This window comes from Pontibacter sp. H249 (genome assembly GCF_037892465.1).
In the GTDB taxonomy this organism is placed as follows: Bacteria; Bacteroidota; Bacteroidia; order Cytophagales; family Hymenobacteraceae; genus Pontibacter.
Window position 1 is genome coordinate 514,135 of record NZ_JBBKTR010000002.1, and the last position, 18,358, is coordinate 532,492.

Annotated in this window: 15 protein-coding genes; 7 read left to right on the plus strand and 8 right to left on the minus strand. The window is 44.7% G+C overall.

Going from position 1 to position 18,358, the window contains the following annotated elements:
* Window positions 1-213: 213 nt before the first annotated feature.
* Complete coding sequence (locus tag WG943_RS04655; RefSeq protein WP_340407077.1) at window positions 214-918, plus strand: ABC transporter ATP-binding protein; 705 nt, start codon at window positions 214-216, stop codon at window positions 916-918.
* A gap of 91 nt (window positions 919-1,009) precedes the next feature.
* Window positions 1,010-1,840, plus strand: a complete 831-nt coding sequence (locus WG943_RS04660; protein ID WP_340407078.1) for a hypothetical protein — start codon at window positions 1,010-1,012, stop codon at window positions 1,838-1,840.
* Window positions 1,841-1,922: 82 nt separating this feature from the next.
* Here the strand turns inward: WG943_RS04660 and WG943_RS04665 are convergent, their stop codons facing one another.
* Window positions 1,923-2,642: a TapB family protein gene (locus WG943_RS04665; RefSeq protein WP_340407080.1), complete on the minus strand. Its 720-nt coding sequence runs from the start codon at window positions 2,640-2,642 to the stop codon at window positions 1,923-1,925.
* A gap of 187 nt (window positions 2,643-2,829) precedes the next feature.
* A complete protein-coding gene (locus WG943_RS04670; RefSeq protein WP_340407082.1) occupies window positions 2,830-3,612 on the minus strand; it encodes an enoyl-CoA hydratase-related protein in 783 nt (260 codons plus the stop codon).
* Between the two features lie 243 nt (window positions 3,613-3,855).
* Here WG943_RS04670 and WG943_RS04675 point away from each other — a divergent pair, with 243 nt between their 5' ends.
* Window positions 3,856-5,244 carry a T9SS type A sorting domain-containing protein gene (locus WG943_RS04675; RefSeq protein ID WP_340407083.1) on the plus strand — a complete coding sequence of 463 codons (1,389 nt, stop codon included), beginning with the start codon at window positions 3,856-3,858 and terminating at the stop codon, window positions 5,242-5,244.
* A 55-nt stretch (window positions 5,245-5,299) separates the two neighbouring features.
* Here the strand turns inward: WG943_RS04675 and WG943_RS04680 are convergent, their stop codons facing one another.
* Complete coding sequence (locus WG943_RS04680; protein WP_340407084.1) at window positions 5,300-5,920, minus strand: hypothetical protein; 621 nt, start codon at window positions 5,918-5,920, stop codon at window positions 5,300-5,302.
* A gap of 92 nt (window positions 5,921-6,012) precedes the next feature.
* Window positions 6,013-7,455, minus strand: coding sequence for an RNA polymerase factor sigma-54 (rpoN, locus tag WG943_RS04685; RefSeq protein ID WP_340407086.1), 1,443 nt, complete (start codon window positions 7,453-7,455; stop codon window positions 6,013-6,015).
* A gap of 288 nt (window positions 7,456-7,743) precedes the next feature.
* Between rpoN and asnS the strand changes: the two genes are divergently transcribed.
* The 3 genes from asnS (at window position 7,744) to WG943_RS04700 (ending at window position 12,355) form a co-directional block, all read left to right on the plus strand.
* The gene (asnS, locus tag WG943_RS04690) at window positions 7,744-9,183 is read left to right on the plus strand and encodes an asparagine--tRNA ligase (RefSeq protein ID WP_340407087.1); all 1,440 of its coding nucleotides are present in this window, start codon (window positions 7,744-7,746) and stop codon (window positions 9,181-9,183) included.
* Between the two features lie 307 nt (window positions 9,184-9,490).
* The gene (locus WG943_RS04695; RefSeq protein ID WP_340407089.1) at window positions 9,491-11,065 is read left to right on the plus strand and encodes a hypothetical protein; all 1,575 of its coding nucleotides are present in this window, start codon (window positions 9,491-9,493) and stop codon (window positions 11,063-11,065) included.
* A 207-nt stretch (window positions 11,066-11,272) separates the two neighbouring features.
* Entirely contained in the window at window positions 11,273-12,355 is a 1,083-nt protein-coding gene (locus WG943_RS04700; protein WP_340407091.1) for an acyltransferase family protein, read from the plus strand.
* Window positions 12,356-12,406: 51 nt separating this feature from the next.
* Here the strand turns inward: WG943_RS04700 and WG943_RS04705 are convergent, their stop codons facing one another.
* The 4 genes from WG943_RS04705 to WG943_RS04720 all read right to left on the minus strand — a co-directional run bounded on the left by WG943_RS04705 (window position 12,407) and on the right by WG943_RS04720 (window position 16,777).
* Window positions 12,407-12,958, minus strand: coding sequence for a DUF4168 domain-containing protein (locus WG943_RS04705; RefSeq protein WP_340407092.1), 552 nt, complete (start codon window positions 12,956-12,958; stop codon window positions 12,407-12,409).
* A gap of 464 nt (window positions 12,959-13,422) precedes the next feature.
* Window positions 13,423-14,823 carry an FAD-dependent oxidoreductase gene (locus WG943_RS04710; RefSeq protein WP_340407094.1) on the minus strand — a complete coding sequence of 467 codons (1,401 nt, stop codon included), beginning with the start codon at window positions 14,821-14,823 and terminating at the stop codon, window positions 13,423-13,425.
* 67 nt (window positions 14,824-14,890) lie between these two features.
* On the minus strand, window positions 14,891-15,478 hold the full coding sequence (locus WG943_RS04715) for an alpha-ketoglutarate-dependent dioxygenase AlkB family protein (protein WP_340407095.1): 588 nt from the start codon (window positions 15,476-15,478) through the stop codon (window positions 14,891-14,893).
* Between the two features lie 33 nt (window positions 15,479-15,511).
* The gene (locus tag WG943_RS04720; RefSeq protein ID WP_340407096.1) at window positions 15,512-16,777 is read right to left on the minus strand and encodes a cation:proton antiporter; all 1,266 of its coding nucleotides are present in this window, start codon (window positions 16,775-16,777) and stop codon (window positions 15,512-15,514) included.
* Window positions 16,778-16,958: 181 nt separating this feature from the next.
* On the opposite strand from WG943_RS04720, the gene WG943_RS04725 reads away from it, so the two are divergent.
* Window positions 16,959-18,314, plus strand: a complete 1,356-nt coding sequence (locus WG943_RS04725; protein ID WP_445323619.1) for an alanine/glycine:cation symporter family protein — start codon at window positions 16,959-16,961, stop codon at window positions 18,312-18,314.
* Window positions 18,315-18,358 lie beyond the last annotated feature (44 nt).

The following is an 18,358-nucleotide window of genomic DNA, read 5'->3' on the forward strand; positions in this document are numbered from 1 at the left end:
AAATTGTTTTCTTTTAGATATATAGAACTTTGATTTGAATATACGCCCTATATCTAACTGAGTTATAAAACTATGCTTGTTCTGTTCCAATTTACGTTTTCTGCTTAGAACTACCGTTTAGTACATGCCTCAACACAAGGCGTACGCCTAACGTAGGCTAAGTATTTATAACTGAGGGTAAATCTTTCAGTGCCTGATATTTATATTACGCTTATGACTTACTTTAAAATACTCTTCCAACTGGTTTTTGTGGCAGGGGTGCTGCTATTATCCGTTAACACAGCACAGGCGCAGCTGTATGAAGAGGAGCCTCAGAACATAGAAGACAACGCAATTAACCCGGATCATGACAGGATACTTAAGCTCAGGCCTCTCGACATCGATCGCATCAGCTTTGCTTTTGAAAAGCTTAGATCTTCGAGGGTGGCCAATGAATTGGGGTTGAGCTACATTTACAGAGCATATTTTAAGAACTCTGGCTTCTTACCTGAGGAGGAAAAAGTAAACGGCTTTGGAGTGCGCATGAGCCAGCGCCATTATACTTCTAAAAAAAGACAATCGCCTTTTGGCTTCTACCATGGCCCGGTGTTCGGCTACCAGTTGCTCATCTTTAAAGAAAATGTGTTTGGACTGCAGGATCTCCCTCCTTCAGATCCCAATTACCGGTTTGTGGGCAGGCTATACCAAAACTCCCTGGATCTGGCATACCAGATAGGGTGGCAGTTTAAATTAGGTAGACATTTTACGACAGAACTTGGAGCAGGCTTGGGTGGCCGTGTAAAATATGCCCGTTCTGTTGGCGCAGATGAGTTGCTCACCGAAAATATAATTGGGCACGCAGTTGTCGCTGAAAGAAATTCTGCTGTTTTCCTGATGCCCCTCCCGCTGTTTAATTTCTCAGTTGGCTATTCTTTTTAACAGTTGCTGTGTGTATAACTATTTTTGAATATAAGATTTAACTTTTAAATATCGTGCTCATCTAAACGTTATACACACTAAGTAAACTATCATGAAGAAACTATCTTTCAACTTTATATCGCTGGTGTTGCTGGGAAGCATGTTAGCCATTACAGCTTGCCAAAAACAAGATGACACTCAGGCTGCCATTGAAGTAGAGTCGGCTGAAGACAATGCGCTTGCAGAAAACGAGCTAACCTCTGTAGACTCTTTTGTAGAAGATGCCTCTGCCGCGGAGCCTTTGTTGGCCGGAAGTATGGCCACAGCAGAAAGTTTACCTACTTGTGCTACCACTTCTTATAACAAAGACACACGCACCCTTACCATCGATTTTGGAGATAAAAACTGCGTTTGCCGCGATGGCTTAATGCGCCGTGGAAAAATTGTAGCAGTGTTCAGCGGCGCATTTGGAGCGGTAGGTTCTTCGGTAACCATTACGCCTCATAATTATTTTGTAAGCGACAATAAAATACAAGGCACCAAGGTTAAAACTAACTTAGGAAACAGGAAAGTTAGCGTGGTAGTAACTGGTGCAAGTATAACAACGCCACAAGGCGTAACCGCTACCTGGCAAGCAAACCGTGTAGTAGAAAAAATTGCAGGCCATGATACGCCTCGTATCTCAGACGATGTATGGCTTATTACAGGAGAGTCGTCTGGGGTGAACCGCAGGGGAATTGCCTATACTGCTAAGATTGAGCAGCCACTTAAAAAAGCACTTAGCTTTGGATGCGCCAGAAACTTTATATCCGGTATACTTACTATCACCAACGAGCGTGGCGGAACGCTTTCGGTAAACTACGACCCTGTTGGTGGTGAGCCTTGCGACAAAGTTGCGGAGGTAACCTTAAACGGCAGGAAGAGAATTATACAATTGCGTTAATTTTAACTGCACATACCTCATAAAACAAGTGCCGGCCATACTTTTAAAAGTATGGCCGGCACTTGTTTTATGAGGTATGTGCTTATTTGCTTGCCTTGCTCAATACACTATAAGAAACTAGCTTACCATTACGGTAACTTTCTGAGCGAACCATACCTATATTGGGTACATAATACTCTATGGTTTGCACACGCATGCCCGGCATCTTTATGCCCATTGCACGGTTTTCCATTTCCGTACTCTGCTTAATTTTGTAGCTATCATAGGTTCCGGCCGGCACTTTTATACTTTCTTTTCCTTCTACTGTGCGGTCCATTACCTTCATCACCATGGTGCTCATAACTTGTCCGCTGCTTTTATCTTTAACAGTTACCGTCATTACGCCATCTTCTAGCTTCTGGCCAGCAGTCAGGTTACTTGGGTACAGCATTTTATCACCTTCCATGGTTACCTCCATGTTCTTGTAGGCCTCCATCATATCAGAACTCATCATAGAACTCATGTCCATAGATACAGTGCCTCCGTCGCAACCAACTGTAAACTCACCTTCCGAGCTAAGCTTATCTTTGTTATCGTATACTTTGGTTTTAATAGTAGCTTCTACCTTATCGTTATTCTTGTTAACATCAGACACCTGGTAAGTAGCCTTGCTCATAAGCTTATCCTTACCGTTATAAGTAAGAATTTCATATTGTGCATTATTGTTAAACAGCATATAATCGCTGCAGTTCTGGGCTTTGGCAGGAGCAACCAGGAAAACAAGGCTCATCAGCAGTAAAAGAAGGTATAAATTCTTTTTCATAATAGTACACTTAAAGGGGTTATTATACTTATAATTTAGGCAAAAAGTATAAAAATAGCAGATTAAGTATTTGTAAGTATGGCATTTACAAAGCAAAACACATCGCATTGATGGTGGAACGGCAGAATTATTTAGTAATAAAAAAAGCCGACACTAAGGTCGGCTTTGAATTATGGTAGTATTTAGATCAGGCACCCTTAAACTGGGGCTTTCTTTTCTCATTAAAGGCTGTAACTCCCTCTTTATAATCTGCTGAGTTGCCTGCTATTTTCTGGCAATAAGCCTCATAGTCCAGCATCTCATCCAGCGTAGAATTAAACGACTTGTTCAGCATTTTTTTCATCAGACCAATAGCTTTGGTAGGTCCGGCGGCATAACGTGCAGCCAGTTCCGCTACAGCAGCATCTAACTCTTCAGGGGCCACTACTTTATTTACCATACCTAATTGCAGCGCCTCTTCAGCCGATACTTTTGAGCCTAGGGTACTTAACTCGAATGCTTTTAGGGAGCCTACCACGCGCGGCAGAAAGAAAGATGAACCAGAATCTAGTACCAAGCCTACATTTACAAAAACTTCAATCATACTTGCCGCTGTAGAGGCCACTACCATGTCGCAGGCTAGTGCAAGAGAGCAGCCGGCACCTGCAGCCACACCGTTCAGCTTACAGATAATAGGCTTAGGCAGGTTGCGCATGGCACGTATAATAGGGTTATACCGCTTCTCCAACGATTCGGACAAATCGCGTTTGCTGGCACTTGCTATGGCTTTTAGGTCTTGGCCAGAACAGAAGGCCTTTCCTGCTCCCGTCAGTACCACCACACGCACCTGCTCATCGCGGGATACCTGTTTCAGGGCATCCTGCAAGTCGTAGCTTTGCTGGTCGTTAAAGGCGTTAAAAACATCAGGTCTGTTAAGGGTAATGGTAGCAACACCATTCTGCACCTCATATAGTAAACACTCGTAAGTCATACTTTAGTCTTTAGTTATCTTAGCCAAAGTTAATAAATCAGTGGCTTATGGCAAGATATTGCTTGCCATACCATCATATAGCTAATGTTATATTAAAAATTAAAATAATTTTACTAATATGTTATACAACCTATACTAACCCTGCTTATATTTGCCTTGATTATCATTAGTTTACCATTGATAATCAAAGGTATACTTGCGTATACTTAGTTAGCTACCAAACCTATAAACTATAATATTACTATGAAAAAAGTTTTTACACTTCTGCTTTTTGCAGCGGCAGTTCTGCTGCACCCGGGCCTACAGGCTCAAAAAATAACTCATCCGTCTCAAAATGCTGTTTTTAAAGCGGCACTGGAGCGTGCACAAAAGATAGCAGGAGCCAAAGATGCCCGCTTTGCATCAATAGCTCAAACTGTGAGGGTGCCACAAAGAGAAGTTATGTCTACCTGGACAGGCACTCAGTGGCAGGACGATGTGCGGATTGACTATACTTACAATAACCGAGGCTTACTTGAAACTGTTACCGAAATTGAGTTACCCTCAAACACCAACTCTGCTCAATATATTTACACATACGATAGCCAAGGTACACCAACCGAACTAATTGTTAAGGAGTGGAATGGCAGCGCTTGGGTAAACAGCTCTAGAATAACCATAGAACTTGAAGGTGAACTAATAAAGTCTTTTGGTATCTACGGTTGGGATGGTAACGCCTGGGCCCTGGCAATTGGAGAGCGCAGCAACCATACATATACCAACAACCGGGTTACTGAGACTATAACAGAGATCAATTCAACTAACCCCCAGGCACCTACCAATGGTTGGGTACTGGCTGAGCGCATAACTTACGGCTACACCGGCAGCGATAACAGACCAACAAGTATCACCACTTTTGAAAGGCAGGATCCAAATTGGGTAGAAGTAGAAAGAGAGACTGAAATAACTTACGAAGGCAGTACCAACGATAGAAAAAGCTATATCTATGAGGAGTTTGATGCGCAGAATAGTGTATGGAACAAGTATAATTATACCTTAACATACAGCCAGAATGCTGCAAACCAAACTCGCACCGTCGTAGAAACAGTATCAGAAGTAGTGGGCAGCACAACAACGCCTAGCCTGAGAACAACCACTACTTATCTTACCTCCGGCGAGGTATATGTAACAGTGCCTTATGTAGCTTATCTAGAAGAAGAATATGTAAATGGGAACTGGGTACGCAGCACTGAAGAGAAAGCAACGGTTACTAGAGGATCAAGCGGAGAGATAACTCAAATTGTTGTTCAGGAGTTTGATGCAGGTACTAATGCCTTTGTAAATGTAGAGCGATTTACTTATTCAGACTTCATAAACATCACAATCACTAGTGCTGCCGACGATGTGCTGGCCCAGGCAACGGAAGTATACCCTAACCCAACACAGGGCGCGCTGCGCATCTCCTTAGATGCTGCTAAAGTACGTAATGCTACACTAAACATCTACAGCATTACTGGCCAAAAAGTATACGAGCTTAACAAGCTGCCAGCAACTACCAGCGTAGATATCAGCAAATTACCGGCGGGTATTTATATGGTTAGAATCGCAGACGATAACAACGCCAGTGTAACCAGAAGAGTAGTAAAGCAATAAGCTAAACTTTGAAAAAGCAGCAGGCGCTCCCGAAAACAGAGCGCCTGCTGCTTTTTTAGTAAGCTATATAAGCTATAACAATGGTAAGCAACAGACCAGCGCCATACCCTACGTATACCTGTGCCGGCGTATGAGCATTTAATCTAAGCCTCGCCGAAAGTACTGCTCCGCTAAGTACAACTACTGCGATAATCGCCATTGTTACAGATCCATCGGGCATCAGGCGGTTAAGCACCAACAGCAACCCCAAAGCTCCACCCATACCCACTGCATGTGCGCTCACTTTCCAGAACAGCGAAACAATGTATGTCAGAAAAACAGAGGCAGCAATTAACCCCATTATAAAAAAGAAGATCGCATCCAGGGCTGAGGTTTTATAAAGCAGGTAGGCAGTAGTGGCATAGCAAACGCCTGTAAACAGCAAAGGCAGGCCACGCTGTTCCCGCTTATCCATCTCCAGCGAGTCCAGTTGGCCCATCCTCACCATAGTATAGGCCCCTAACCCCGGCACTACAAACGTAGATATTACAACCATACTTAATATTACCCAGCGGTTTTCCCATGGCAGTGTAAGCATGGCCGTAGGCATGTAGTAAAGTATAAAAGCAAAGAGGTAGGTAGGCAGAAGCAGCGGGTGAAACACTACAGACAGCACCTGCGCCAGAAAACGGTTCACTTACAGTTAGAGAGTTAAAGAGTTAAAAAGGTAGAGAGTTAGAGAGTTTAAAAGCGTTTAAACAGTTAACAACTTAACAATCAACAATTAAATTAAAGTTCTTTACGCAGGCGGGCTACAGGTATATTTAGCTGCTCCCTGTACTTGGCAACGGTACGGCGGGCAATATTATACCCTTTATCGTTCAGCATTTTTTCAATTTTCTCGTCAGAGAGTGGCTTGCGCTTATTCTCGTTGTCGATGATTTCTTTGAGAATGTGCTTTACCTCACGGCTGCTGGCATCTTCGCCGGAGTCGGTGGCAATGCCCTCTGAGAAAAAGTACTTAAGCGGATAAATACCAAATTCTGTTTGTACGGCTTTGCTGTTGGCCACACGACTTACTGTAGATATATCCATACCGATTTCTTCGGCAATATCTTTTAGGATCATAGGGCGCAACAGACTTTCATCACCCTCTAAAAAGAAATCGTGCTGGTATTTGATGATGGCCTCCATAGTGCGCAGCAGCGTGTTCTGCCGTTGGCGGATGGCGTCTATAAACCATTTGGCTGCGTCTAGCTTCTGCTTCACAAAAGCCACAGTCTCCTTTAGTTTCTTATCCTTCTTGTCCGATTTGTCATAAGCATCAAACATATCGGCGTAAGAGCGGCTAATGCGCAGATCAGGGGCATTACGCGCGTTAAGCGACAACTCCAGCTCCCCGTTGGTGTTGGTAAGTATAAAATCCGGGATAATGTATTGTATGCGTGTGGTTCCCGTACCTGCCCCACCTGGCTTTGGATTAAGCTTTATGATCAGGTCGATAGCTTTTTTCAGCTCCTCCTCTGTAACACTGAATTTACTTTGGATTTTAGTGTAGTGCTTCTTGGTAAACTCATCAAAGGTATCACGGATGATGCGCTCGGCAAGTATAGTTATTTCATCCTGCTCACGGCGCTCTAGCTGCAGCAACAGGCACTCCGGCAGATCGCGTGCGCCAATACCGGCCGGATCGAAAGTCTGAACCAGGTGCAGTACCTGCTCTATCTCTTCTTCACTTGTTTCGATATTCTGCGAAAAAGCCAGGTCATTGGCAATAGAACTTAGTTCACGGCGTATGTAGCCGTCGCTGTCTATACTTCCGATCAGCTGCATGCCTATGCTGTACTGCTTGTCGTCCAGGTCCAGAAAGCCTAGCTGGTCCATCAGCGAGTCGGTCAGCGTAGAGGTCATGGCGATTGGCATCTCACGGTCTTCTTCGTCATCGCCGCCACGGTCGCCCTGCATTTTATAACCGCTTATCTCGTCGTCGTTTAGGTAGTCGTTTATATCAAGGTCATCATCCTTGCTATAGTCGTCTTCATAATCATCAGACTCGCTGCTATACTCATCAACAGGCTCTTCACGACCTTCTTCCAGGGCAGGGTTTACCTCCAGCTCTTCTTTTATGCGCATCTCCAGCTCAGCAGTAGGTATCTGCAGCAGCTTGATAAATTGTATCTGCTGCGGCGATAACTTCTGAGATAAAAGCTGTCTTAAATCGAGTCGCTGCATAGTTTTATGGAGAATGTATGGGTGCGCTTTACCGCTACTTCAAATTTAGGATAATTTTACTCTCATTTACAAAAAAGGTTAAAATATCGTTACTTTGAGGGATTTTTGATAAAACGCTTCGTGCAAAGGCACAGATGATTTAAAAGTATAACTCTACTAGCTGGCAAAATTATACGTGCTGCCAGATTTATATATAGTCTACCTTGGTTATTTTATCTATAATCCATTGTAAGTTTATACTTTATAAGATATTTTGTGCCTTTGATTCAGGCAACATAACCATTACACATGCAACGCACAAAAGTAAAAGAACTGCTACAGGGTGCCGCAGTAGACCAGGAGGTACTACTTAAAGGCTGGGTGCGCACAAAGCGCGGGAATAAGTTTGTGAATTTTATCGCCGTGAACGACGGTTCTACGATAAATAATTTGCAGGTAGTGGCCGAAGCCGAAAAGTTTAGCGAAGAGACTCTGAAAGACGTTACCACTGGTGCTGCCATTGCCGTAACCGGTATTTTGGTTGCCTCTCAGGGCAAAGGCCAGGCCTTTGAAGTACAAGCTACAAGCATAGAGGTACTAGGCAAAGCCGACCCAGAAACATACCCGCTTCAAAAGAAGGCACACTCGCTGGAGTTTTTACGTGAAATCGCACACCTGCGCTTCCGCACCAACACGTTTGGCGCTGTTTTCAGAGTTCGTAACTCGTTGGCTTTTGCTGTGCATAGGTTCTTTAACGAAAAGGGCTTTGTATACATGCACACGCCAATCATTACAGCTTCTGACGCAGAGGGTGCCGGTGAGATGTTCCGTGTAACAACGTTAGACCCAATCAACCCACCACGGACAGAAGACGGTCAGGTAAATTATGAAGAGGATTTCTTCGGAAAGGCTACCAACCTAACAGTATCTGGCCAGCTTGAAGGTGAGTTGGCGGCTATGGCCTTTAGTGATATTTATACTTTTGGCCCGACATTCCGTGCCGAAAACTCTAACACTACGCGCCACCTGGCCGAGTTCTGGATGATTGAGCCCGAAATGGCTTTCTACGATCTGAAAATGAACGCTGACCTGGCTGAGGAGTTTATCAAATACATCATCCGCTACGCGCTGGAGAATAACCGGGAGGATATCGAGTTCCTAGGCCAGCGCTTAACTGATGAAGATAAGAGCAAACCGCAGAATGAACGCCAGGAAATGACGCTGCTGGAGAAACTGGAGTTTGTAGTAAACAACGACTTTGAGCGGGTAACTTACACCGAGGCAATCGACATCCTGCTGAACTCTAATCACTACAAGAAAAAGAAGTTCCAGTACGAAGTAAGCTGGGGTATAGACTTGCAGAGCGAACACGAGCGTTACCTGGTAGAGAAGCACTTTAAGAAACCAGTAATTGTAACAGATTATCCAAAAGATATTAAAGCGTTTTACATGCGCCTGAACGACGACGGCAAAACCGTTGCCGCCATGGACATACTTGCCCCTGGCATTGGCGAAATTGTAGGCGGTTCGCAGCGTGAAGAGCGTTTAGATATACTGGTAGAGCGCATGAAGGGCGTAGGCATTCACGAAGAGGACCTGTGGTGGTATTTAGACACCCGCCGTTTTGGTGGCTGTCCGCATGCTGGTTTCGGTTTAGGCTTTGAGCGCATGGTACAGTTTGTAACAGGCATGGGTAACATCCGCGACGTGATTCCTTTCCCGAGAACACCGCAGAACGCAGAGTTTTAAGATCTATACTTACAGATAAGCCCGGCCATAATTTGGTCGGGCTTTTTAATGCCGAGCATTTTACCTCTAATCTTTTAAGCTATATTTAACCTTTACTTCACTGTGCTAGGAATAAGTGCTACTCCTTCTTATTTTGCCTCTTGTTGATTGCACAGTTAGGCATTGCCTAAACAACATCCTCAAACTTTGATTTTTCTTTTAAAGCAGAAATTGCTAACTAAAAGAATCTTGCCCTTACCTGCTAAAATCATGTACTTTGGCTAGAAATTTGCTACATGTATAAGTATAATTCTCAAGTTTTTATACTATGCGTAAATTATTCTTAAGTATACTTCTGGCTGGTGTAACAGCGTTTGCTGCCAATGCCCAGCAGGAGTTTGCCACTATAGAGTTGCCTATGAACCGCGCCGAGGATTTGGTTACCCTCGCTGATGATAACGGCAACGTCTGCATTTACTTTTACCAAAACCGTGAGCTAAATTTTGCGCTGCTCTCCCCCGACGGCAAGCAGCTGGCTAAACACCAGATACCTTACCGGTTTTCGCAGGAGCCACAGCTGCTAGGTACTCGAGTTACAGATGATGAGTTTGTGTTCTACACCCGTTATGTAAACGGCCGTCGCGAATACCTGCGTCCGTTTGCCATAAACCGTGAAACTGGCGCTTTTAGAAGCATGCAGGACGAGCAGATGGAGTTAGAGCGTAACGTGACTTTTGTAGGTGGTTTTGGCGATAAGGAGCACTTTTACATGCTCTATACTGATAAAGACAGCAACCTGCACCTGTACCGCGACTCTGATGCTGATGTGGCGCACCTGGAGCGTAAAATATTTAAATCAGAGGAAATGCCACGCACCCGCGATCGCCATGCCCGTGAATCAGATATGATTTATGTGCATCCGGATATGCAGCACAATGTTTTTACCGGCTATCACCGCAGTAAAATTTACTCCGGCGGCGATAAGATTCATATGATTTTTGATGGTTTCTCTCTTAAAGGCAAAAGCAGCAAAGAGGCTACCACCGAGATACTGACACTGGATTGGAACTCTGGTACCACCTCGTATCGCACCTTACCGGCAATTGAGCAGCGTAACATGCCAACATTTAACTCTTTTCTGTACAAAAACACGCTTTTCCGCGTGAACATGGAAAAAGATAAGTTTAACCTAGCCGCCTACGACTTTAACACGCTGCAGCCTATAAAAGAGTATAGCTATACCGGCGATGAGGAAATTACCATTAAGTCTACGCCAGTTTATCAGCGTGGCGCTAAGGGCTTGTTCTCACCGGATAATACTGTGATCGAGAAAACATCTAAGGTGATGAAGAATCTGGCTAGTGGTATTCCGGCAATTACTGTAGATACGTATGCCGACAGCACGCTGCAACTTACCATTGGCTCTTACAAAGCACCGGATAGCCGCACCAACGATCCATTCCAGGACAGGAACCGTATGGTACGCACACCAGACCGCTATGTGCAGACATCTCGTGGACTGATGATGCTACCAGGGCGTTGGGTGCCGGCTTATAATATTCCGAGCTATTACCTGAACTCACCGTACTACAGCCGTTTCTTCTACGACCCTTACGGGCAGAGAAGCGGATTACCAGCTGGTCCGGGAATCAGCACCTACTTCAGATCTGTGATCACGGCAGATGGTTTAATGAAGGTTACAGCCGAAGAAGGCAAAGAGCCGGTTGTGCTGCAGGATAAAGTAGAATCTTATGAGCAGGAGTTAAAGCCAGAGCCAGAACTGAAAACAGTATACCGTTACGGCGATAAACTACACTACGGCTACTACGACCGCCGCAACAGAACCTTCCGGATCGTAGAGTTTGCGCACGGCCAAGAGCCAACAGGAGCACAAGAGCAGTAACTAAACTGAAATCCCAAAACAGAAAAGGCCCGCTACAACAGCGGGCCTTTTCTGTTTTAATCTATAGTTACAGAAACAATTTATTTCTCAGACGCAAATAAGAGCCTAAACAACATTAAACAAAGAAAGCTGAATAATTTTTATTTATATTTTAAAACAAAATAATACAATACATGTAAGTATAGTTCTATATAAATTTTATATCTGATGAAGCGACTCGAACTGTTAGACTACGGTAGATTTTTTGCTGCATTATGTGTAGTGCTGTTTCATTATACTTACGATGGTATAGAAAATGGCAAGATAACCTCTATCAGCCTTAACGAGGAATTAAGCGAAATAACAAAGTATGGTTACTTTGGTGTGCAGTTGTTCTTTATGATAAGCGGATATGTTATTTTTTATTCTGCACGTAACAGAACAGCAAGCCAGTTTGCAGTTTCCAGAGCTGCAAGGCTATACCCCCTATTCTGGTTTGCAGTTTTGATTACATCTTTCTTTGCCTTGGCTTGGGGAGGCCCTAAAATGGCTGTAACACCCTCACAGGTACTTGCTAACCTCACAATGATGCCTCGCTTTTTAGGGTATGACCTTGTTGATGGGGTTTATTGGACGCTTGCACTAGAGCTAAAGTTCTACATACTGGTTTTCATATTTATACTTTTGGGTTTACAACATAAACTGGAAACAGCGTTTTTGCTCTGGCCTTGGCTAATAATTGGCTCACTGCTAGCAGGATTTGATAGCTTACCTTTTGTAGGGCAATTCTATTGCTTTTTCGCAGCAGGGGCTATTTTTGCTATTATAAAGGAAAAACTCACGGTACAGGCAGTACTATCGTTAACAGCAGCCTACGCCCTGTGCGTTTACGATAGTGCCATACAGCCTGCAGCTTTAAATAATAGCCGGGAGTACTCCGGCTTGGTTATAGCACTGCTAGTAACTTCTTTCTTTGTTTTCTTCCTTATACTTAACTCTAAGTGGGGCTCAAATCTGCGCTTATTTAAATCATCGGAACTGGGCACCCTTACTTATCCACTATATCTTATACATAGCCACATCGGATACATTGTTATCTCAAAGTTGGCAACTGAACAGAATAAGCTATTGGTTTGCTCTTTAGTTTTTCTTGCAGCTATCGGTGTTTCATACTTCCTACATAAAGTTATAGAGGTTAAGTATGCGAGCTACTTTACAGAGTTATTCCGAAGTACAATCGGGAAAACAGCTGGTTTGCTTCAGCAGCAGTCACTGTACCTACAGGCAGCCATGAGGAAGAAATTGCTGTAACAAAAAGCCCGCTGATGTGGCGGGCTTTTTGTTTAAAGGAAATCAGAAGTGTTATTGCATCATCATTTTGTTGATTCTCTCCTGCAGGGCTTGGTCCTGGCGGTAAGCGACCATAATCTGCTCATACTTCTCTAACGTCATACCGTCTTTTTGTATAGCAGTTTCTACTTCTTTCTGCATTTCAGGCTGCATTTCCATCATGCGCTGAGCCGCCTTGTTAAAAGCAGCCATCTCTTCTGGTGTGGCATTAGCCTCTGCTAGCTTCTGCTGCTGGTGTGCCTGTGCCATTTCGTTAAATTTATCTACACCCAGCTTTTCTTCTTCCAGTATCTTCATCATTTTCTGCTCACCGCTTTTCTGCACCTCCATCAGGCGGGCACTAGCCTCGGCAAACTGTTTTAGTTCACCATCAGAGAAGTTGGTACCCTGCTGCGTTTGCTGCTGCATCTGAGGTGGCTGTTGTTGCGTCTGTGTTTCTGTTTGCTGCTGCGTTTTCTGCTTTTTGTCTTTCTTCTGCGCCATCGCTGTATCAGTAACGGCACATGCGCCTAAAAAAAGTATAGCAATAGCAATCCCTTTAACTTTCTTATTCAGGATATTCATACAATTCAGGATTAAAAAATTAGATGTGAATAATGAAATTGGACTGTTTTTGTCCAGTTCTCGATAAGGTTATACTCTTATGGGCAGCAGTTTGTTTTAGCGTTCGCACAGTATAAGGTATCTCCTGTAAGCTATTCCTACAGGTCATTCACCCTATTCTACAGTTCGTCAGGTCTAAATTTTAACAGCCTGCACACCGTTGAGTCGAAACTTAAGCGAAACAACTATGAAAAGAATTTATACAGATATTCTGATTACCTTCTGGCTGGCTCCGCTGCTGTTACAAGTCCAAAAACAACACATTAATGCAGGACGTATGGCAGGTGCTAGATACCAAAGGCCAACCTGTTATCGGGGCTAATGTATTTGTAAAGGGTAGTTAGGATGGAACCTCCTCTGGTGCTGATGGCTCTTTAACTTCTACTACTACAGGCGCACAAACGGTGGTTAGATTCTTGAATTTTCTACTTTCTTATCTCCGACGCCTCTCCGGTATAACGCTTTAGCTTTTCTTTGTGCACTAATTGCTCCTGTAATAGCTGCTGCACTTCAGGCTTGTTGTAATCATCTATACTTTGGATGTGCTTCATTACCTTCTTCATGATACTGTCTTGGTTCTGGCCGGTTTCGAGCGCGTAAGAATACGGAAAGTCAGTGAAGGTAACCATAGAGTACAGCGGTATCCACTTATCTGGGAATTGCTCTGATATTTTGGTCTCTATTTTCTTGCGAAGCAGAAAACGTGGATCTGCCACTTTATCGCGCATTTCGATAAAGTTCATCACAGCGAGGTCGGCAATGGCATCGGCATTTGGCTTACGGCTGCGCTCAAAAGCCTCAAACAATTCTTCCCAGCTTTCGCCGTCAAAATTCTCCAGCATTTGGTCCAGCACGTAAATATCTTCGAAACCGGCATTCATACCCTGGCCATAAAATGGCACTACCGCATGGCAGGCGTCGCCAATCAACATCGATTTACCATCGTGGCTCCACGGAAAACACTTTATGGTCACCAGCGAGCCAATCGGGTTCGAAAAATAATCCTCTGCCAGGTTTGGCATCAAAGGTATAGCATCCGGAAACACCTCCAGAAAAAAGTTAAGCAGATCTGTGTCGTTTTTGATGGAGCCAAAAGAACGCTCTCCCTCATAAGGGAAGAACAAAGTACAGGTAAAGCTCCCATCTATGTTTGGTAAGGCTATCATCATGTAGTTGCCGCGTGGCCAGATGTGCAGGGCATTTTTCTCGAGTAGCCACCCACCATCAGGCGCAGCTGGTATAGTAAGCTCTTTATAGCCATATTCTAGGTAGGTTTGAGAGTAGTTAAAGCGCTCTGTCTTCTGCATAGCCCCACGCACCACCGAGTAAGCTCCATCTGCCCCAAAAAGCAGATCAGGATTTATAGTTTCTACTTCATCAGTTTCTATGTTGCGGAGCTGTACCTCATTCTCGCGCAAGTTCACATCTAAAGCCTGCCTATTAAAATGGTAAGTTATATCCTCATTCGGTTCCGATAGGTTCATTAAGGCAGCATTTAACCCTCCTCTGGACACCGAGTAAATAGACTGCCCCTCTTTACCGTAAGGCTGAAAAGTAAGGTTTCCTTGCTCGTCGTGCATTATGCGGCCGTGCATGGGTATAGCCACTTTGCGTACATCTTCCTCTATGCCAATGCCGCGCAGGGCACGCCAGCCTCTATCGCTCAGCGCCAGGTTTATAGAACGGCCTCCATCCAGAGTTACTTTGCGCATATCGGGGCGGCGTTCGTACACATCTACCTTATGGCCACGCTTAGCCAGGTACAGAGACAGCAGCGAGCCAACCAATCCGGCTCCCATAATGGCGATGTTCTTTCTTTTGGTCATAGTTGTAAGGTGATGCGCTATTTGAATTCATGTAAAGTAAAGGTTTCCGGATGGTATTGGCAAGCCATTATAAAACCACTTTCCGGAAGGTGAGGTTTATTCGAGGTTCTACTATACGAATGGTTTTGGGAACATGGTGCACCCAGTAGTGCTGTGTTTGCCCCTGCATTAATAGCAGACTGCCATGCGTTAAACTTAAGTTGAGCGGCTTGAGGTCCTTCCGGGTTTTGTGTTTAAAGCTAAACTTGCGTTCTCCCCCGAAACTTATACTAGCTATACTTGGCTCCTGCCCCAGTTCCACTTCGTCATCAGCATGCCAGCCCATGCTATCCTGGCCGGTGCGGTAGAGGTTAAGCAATACACTGTTATACTTTTGGTTGCTTGCCTGCTCCACCTTCTCCTTTAGCTCCAGCAGCACCGGCAGCCAGGGTTGCGGCTTGTTGTGCAGTCCAGAGTAAGTATAGCCTTTATCGCCGTACCAAGCTGTAAGGCGCGGCATAGGCAGTTGTTTGCCAAACATCTTTATACTTTCCTGCTGCCAGTTTACTTCCGTCATCAGTTTCTCAAAGTATAGGTCGCTTTCTGTTTTGCTAAAAAACTGAGGAGTAAAGTATACTTCAGCATCTGGCAACTCTAGTTTATTAATTTGATGCATTGCGTATATAAGGTAAAGCAGAAGAGATCGTATTTACTTAATTCTATCTTCTTGTTTAGGAATTAACTTCGTTTTACGGCGCCTGTCTAAATAGCCCATTGCTTTTGTGGCGGTAAACCCGTGTATAATAATGGATACCATCACTATAAAGCCTACTACGGACCAAAGTTCTTCTGCATCTACAAAGTTTATTTTATCTAAAGCAAAAGAGAGGTAGAAAAACGAGCCTATGCCCCGGATGCCAAAAAAGCTGATCGCCATTTTCTCATGGATTGGCATCTTTACTCCTATCATTCCCATTAGCCCTGCCAGCGGCCTGATTACAAATAGGAATAGCAGGCCAACAAGTGCACCAGACCAGGTTAAGTAGTTCAGCAAGCCTTGTATTAAGCTACCGCCAAACAGCAGCAACAAGATAACCATCAAAATTTGCTCTACCTGCGTTACAAAGTCGTGCATTTCGGTGTGGTATTTATCATCAGGCTCATAGGCGCTTAACGTCATGGCTGTCACGAATACAGCTATAAAGCCATACCCATGCACCAGCTCGGTTAAGCCATAAGACACCAGGGTTGCCGACAAAGCTAAAAAGGCATCTTCGGCTTTCGGAAACTTTGATTTTCGGGGCAACTGAAAAATAAGGTATGCTAAAATGCGCCCTAACAGATAGCCCATTCCAAAGCCTGCTACAACCCTGTATAGTACGTCGCGCCACAGCCACTCGCCCAGCCAACTGGTGCCTTCTGCACTAGCTGCCACCGCTATCACCACTGCCAGCCAGGTAAACGGAAAAGCCATGCCATCGTTAAGCCCTGCCTCTGCTGTAAGTGAAAACCTTACATCATCTTCCTCTTTCTCGTCTGGGGGGCCAACCTGAACCTGCTCAGCCAGTACCGGATCTGTAGGGGCTAGTACAGCGCCTAATAATATTGCCCCTGCTGCTGTTAAGCCTAGTATACCCCATCCAAGTAATGCTAAACTAGCAATGCAAAGCAGCATGGTAATACTTATGAGCCTAATAGGTACTTGCCAGTTTTTCCAGCTTACCTTTCGTCGTATTTTCAATCCAGAGCCCATCAGCGATATAATCACGATCAGCTCGGTGAGGCGTACTACATACTCTTCTCGCCAAATAGGATCAGGCTGTGGAAGATTGAAAGGCAACAGGTATACAAGCATCCCCACCAGCATAAACACCATAGGGTACGAGACAAAAGTACGTTTAAGCAAAGCCGGCACCCACGCCATAGAAAGCGCAGCAAGTCCGACTAATGTAATTACTATTATATAAGTAGACATGAATTTTGTTCTACATAAAAGATCGATAACAACAGCTGCACGATCAGCTATTTAAGTTGGTAGCTTACCATACGTTATTTTGCGTTTCGTGCCTATATTTGTAACTTACATAAAAGTATAATTTGAAATTTTGGAAGCATTAGAAAAGATATTTGTCGCTTTTAGCGATGCTGCGTGGGGTATGCCGCTGCTTATACTACTGATGGGCGGGGGCTTTTACTTTATGATTTATTCGGGGTTTTTGCCGTTTCGCTACCTGCGCCATGCCATCAATGTGCTGCGCGGCCGCTACGACGATCCGAATGACCCAGGCGATATCAACCACTTTGAGGCCCTGTCGGCGGCACTGGCTGCAACCGTAGGCATGGGTAACATTAGCGGTGTGGCTGTGGCCATTGCCATTGGCGGGCCAGGCGTACTGTTCTGGATGTGGGTGAGTGCTTTTGTGGGTATGGCTACCAAATTCTTTACCTGCTCGCTTTCAGTTATGTACCGGGGCTACGACAGCAAAGGACACCTGGAAGGCGGACCAATGTACGTGATCACAGAAGGACTTGGTAAGAAGTGGAAGCCTTTGGCAGCTTTCTTTGCTATTGCCGGTTTATTTGGTACGTTGCCAATCTTCCAGGCCAACCAGCTTACTCAGGTAATACGCGAAGTGGTACTGGAGCCAAATGGCTTTAGCACCGGAGACGTTTTCTACACGAACCTTACCATCGGGCTAGGACTTGTACTCATTACCTCTCTTGTTATTTTCGGGGGTATACAACGCATTGGCCATGTGGCCGGCAAAATGGTACCGGGCATGGTAGTGCTGTACATGCTGGCAGTGCTTTACATTATGGTGGCATACTATACAAACATTCCGGATGCTTTTGCCCTGATATTTACAGATGCCTTTACTGCCGAATCGATGTTAGGAGGTGCTGTGGGGGCTATTATTATTGCTGGTGCCCGCAGAGCAGCTTTCTCTAACGAGGCAGGTATTGGCACGGCTTCTATGATGCACGGTGCAGCTAAAACCGACGAGCCTATTCGTGAAGGCTTGGTGGCAATGCTTGGTCCGTTTATCGATACGATTGTAGTATGTACGCTAACTGGCTTGGCTATTATACTTACCGGCACCTGGCAAACCTCCGGAGCTAGCGGCGTAACCATGACGGCAACAGCTTTTAACAATGCTATGCCCGGTTTCGGTAGTTATGTGCTGGTGGTGTGTGTGATGATCTTTGCCTTTACTTCGCTCTTTTCTTACTCTTACTACGGCACCAAGTGCTTCAGCTTCCTGTTTGGGGCAAAGTATAAGCACCTGTACAACTACTTTTATGTACTTACCATTGTGTTTGGCGCTACAGCTACCATTACTGCCGTTATCGCATTAATAGACGGTATGTATGCTATGATGGCCATCCCGACCATGGTTTCAGCATTGTGGCTTTCGCCTAAAGTTATGGCCGCTGCCAGAGATTACTTTAACCGCATGAAGACCTTCAGAGAGGAGTCAGAGGAGTTTATCGGAAAGAAGCAGAAAGTATAACTGTACTAAAGTATAAACAGGAAGGGCCGGTAAATTTATTACCG

Coding starts and splice junctions, on each gene's coding strand:
- WG943_RS04655 (WP_340407077.1), top strand. CDS start 214: ATGACTTACTTTAAAATACTCTTCCAACTGGTTTTTGTGGCAGGGGTG.
- WG943_RS04660 (WP_340407078.1), top strand. CDS start 1,010: ATGAAGAAACTATCTTTCAACTTTATATCGCTGGTGTTGCTGGGAAGC.
- WG943_RS04665 (WP_340407080.1), bottom strand. CDS start 2,642: ATGAAAAAGAATTTATACCTTCTTTTACTGCTGATGAGCCTTGTTTTC.
- WG943_RS04670 (WP_340407082.1), bottom strand. CDS start 3,612: ATGACTTACGAGTGTTTACTATATGAGGTGCAGAATGGTGTTGCTACC.
- WG943_RS04675 (WP_340407083.1), top strand. CDS start 3,856: ATGAAAAAAGTTTTTACACTTCTGCTTTTTGCAGCGGCAGTTCTGCTG.
- rpoN (WP_340407086.1), bottom strand. CDS start 7,455: ATGCAGCGACTCGATTTAAGACAGCTTTTATCTCAGAAGTTATCGCCG.
- asnS (WP_340407087.1), top strand. CDS start 7,744: ATGCAACGCACAAAAGTAAAAGAACTGCTACAGGGTGCCGCAGTAGAC.
- WG943_RS04695 (WP_340407089.1), top strand. CDS start 9,491: ATGCGTAAATTATTCTTAAGTATACTTCTGGCTGGTGTAACAGCGTTT.
- WG943_RS04700 (WP_340407091.1), top strand. CDS start 11,273: ATGAAGCGACTCGAACTGTTAGACTACGGTAGATTTTTTGCTGCATTA.
- WG943_RS04705 (WP_340407092.1), bottom strand. CDS start 12,958: ATGAATATCCTGAATAAGAAAGTTAAAGGGATTGCTATTGCTATACTT.
- WG943_RS04710 (WP_340407094.1), bottom strand. CDS start 14,823: ATGACCAAAAGAAAGAACATCGCCATTATGGGAGCCGGATTGGTTGGC.
- WG943_RS04715 (WP_340407095.1), bottom strand. CDS start 15,478: ATGCATCAAATTAATAAACTAGAGTTGCCAGATGCTGAAGTATACTTT.
- WG943_RS04720 (WP_340407096.1), bottom strand. CDS start 16,777: ATGTCTACTTATATAATAGTAATTACATTAGTCGGACTTGCTGCGCTT.
- WG943_RS04725 (WP_445323619.1), top strand. CDS start 16,959: ATGCCGCTGCTTATACTACTGATGGGCGGGGGCTTTTACTTTATGATT.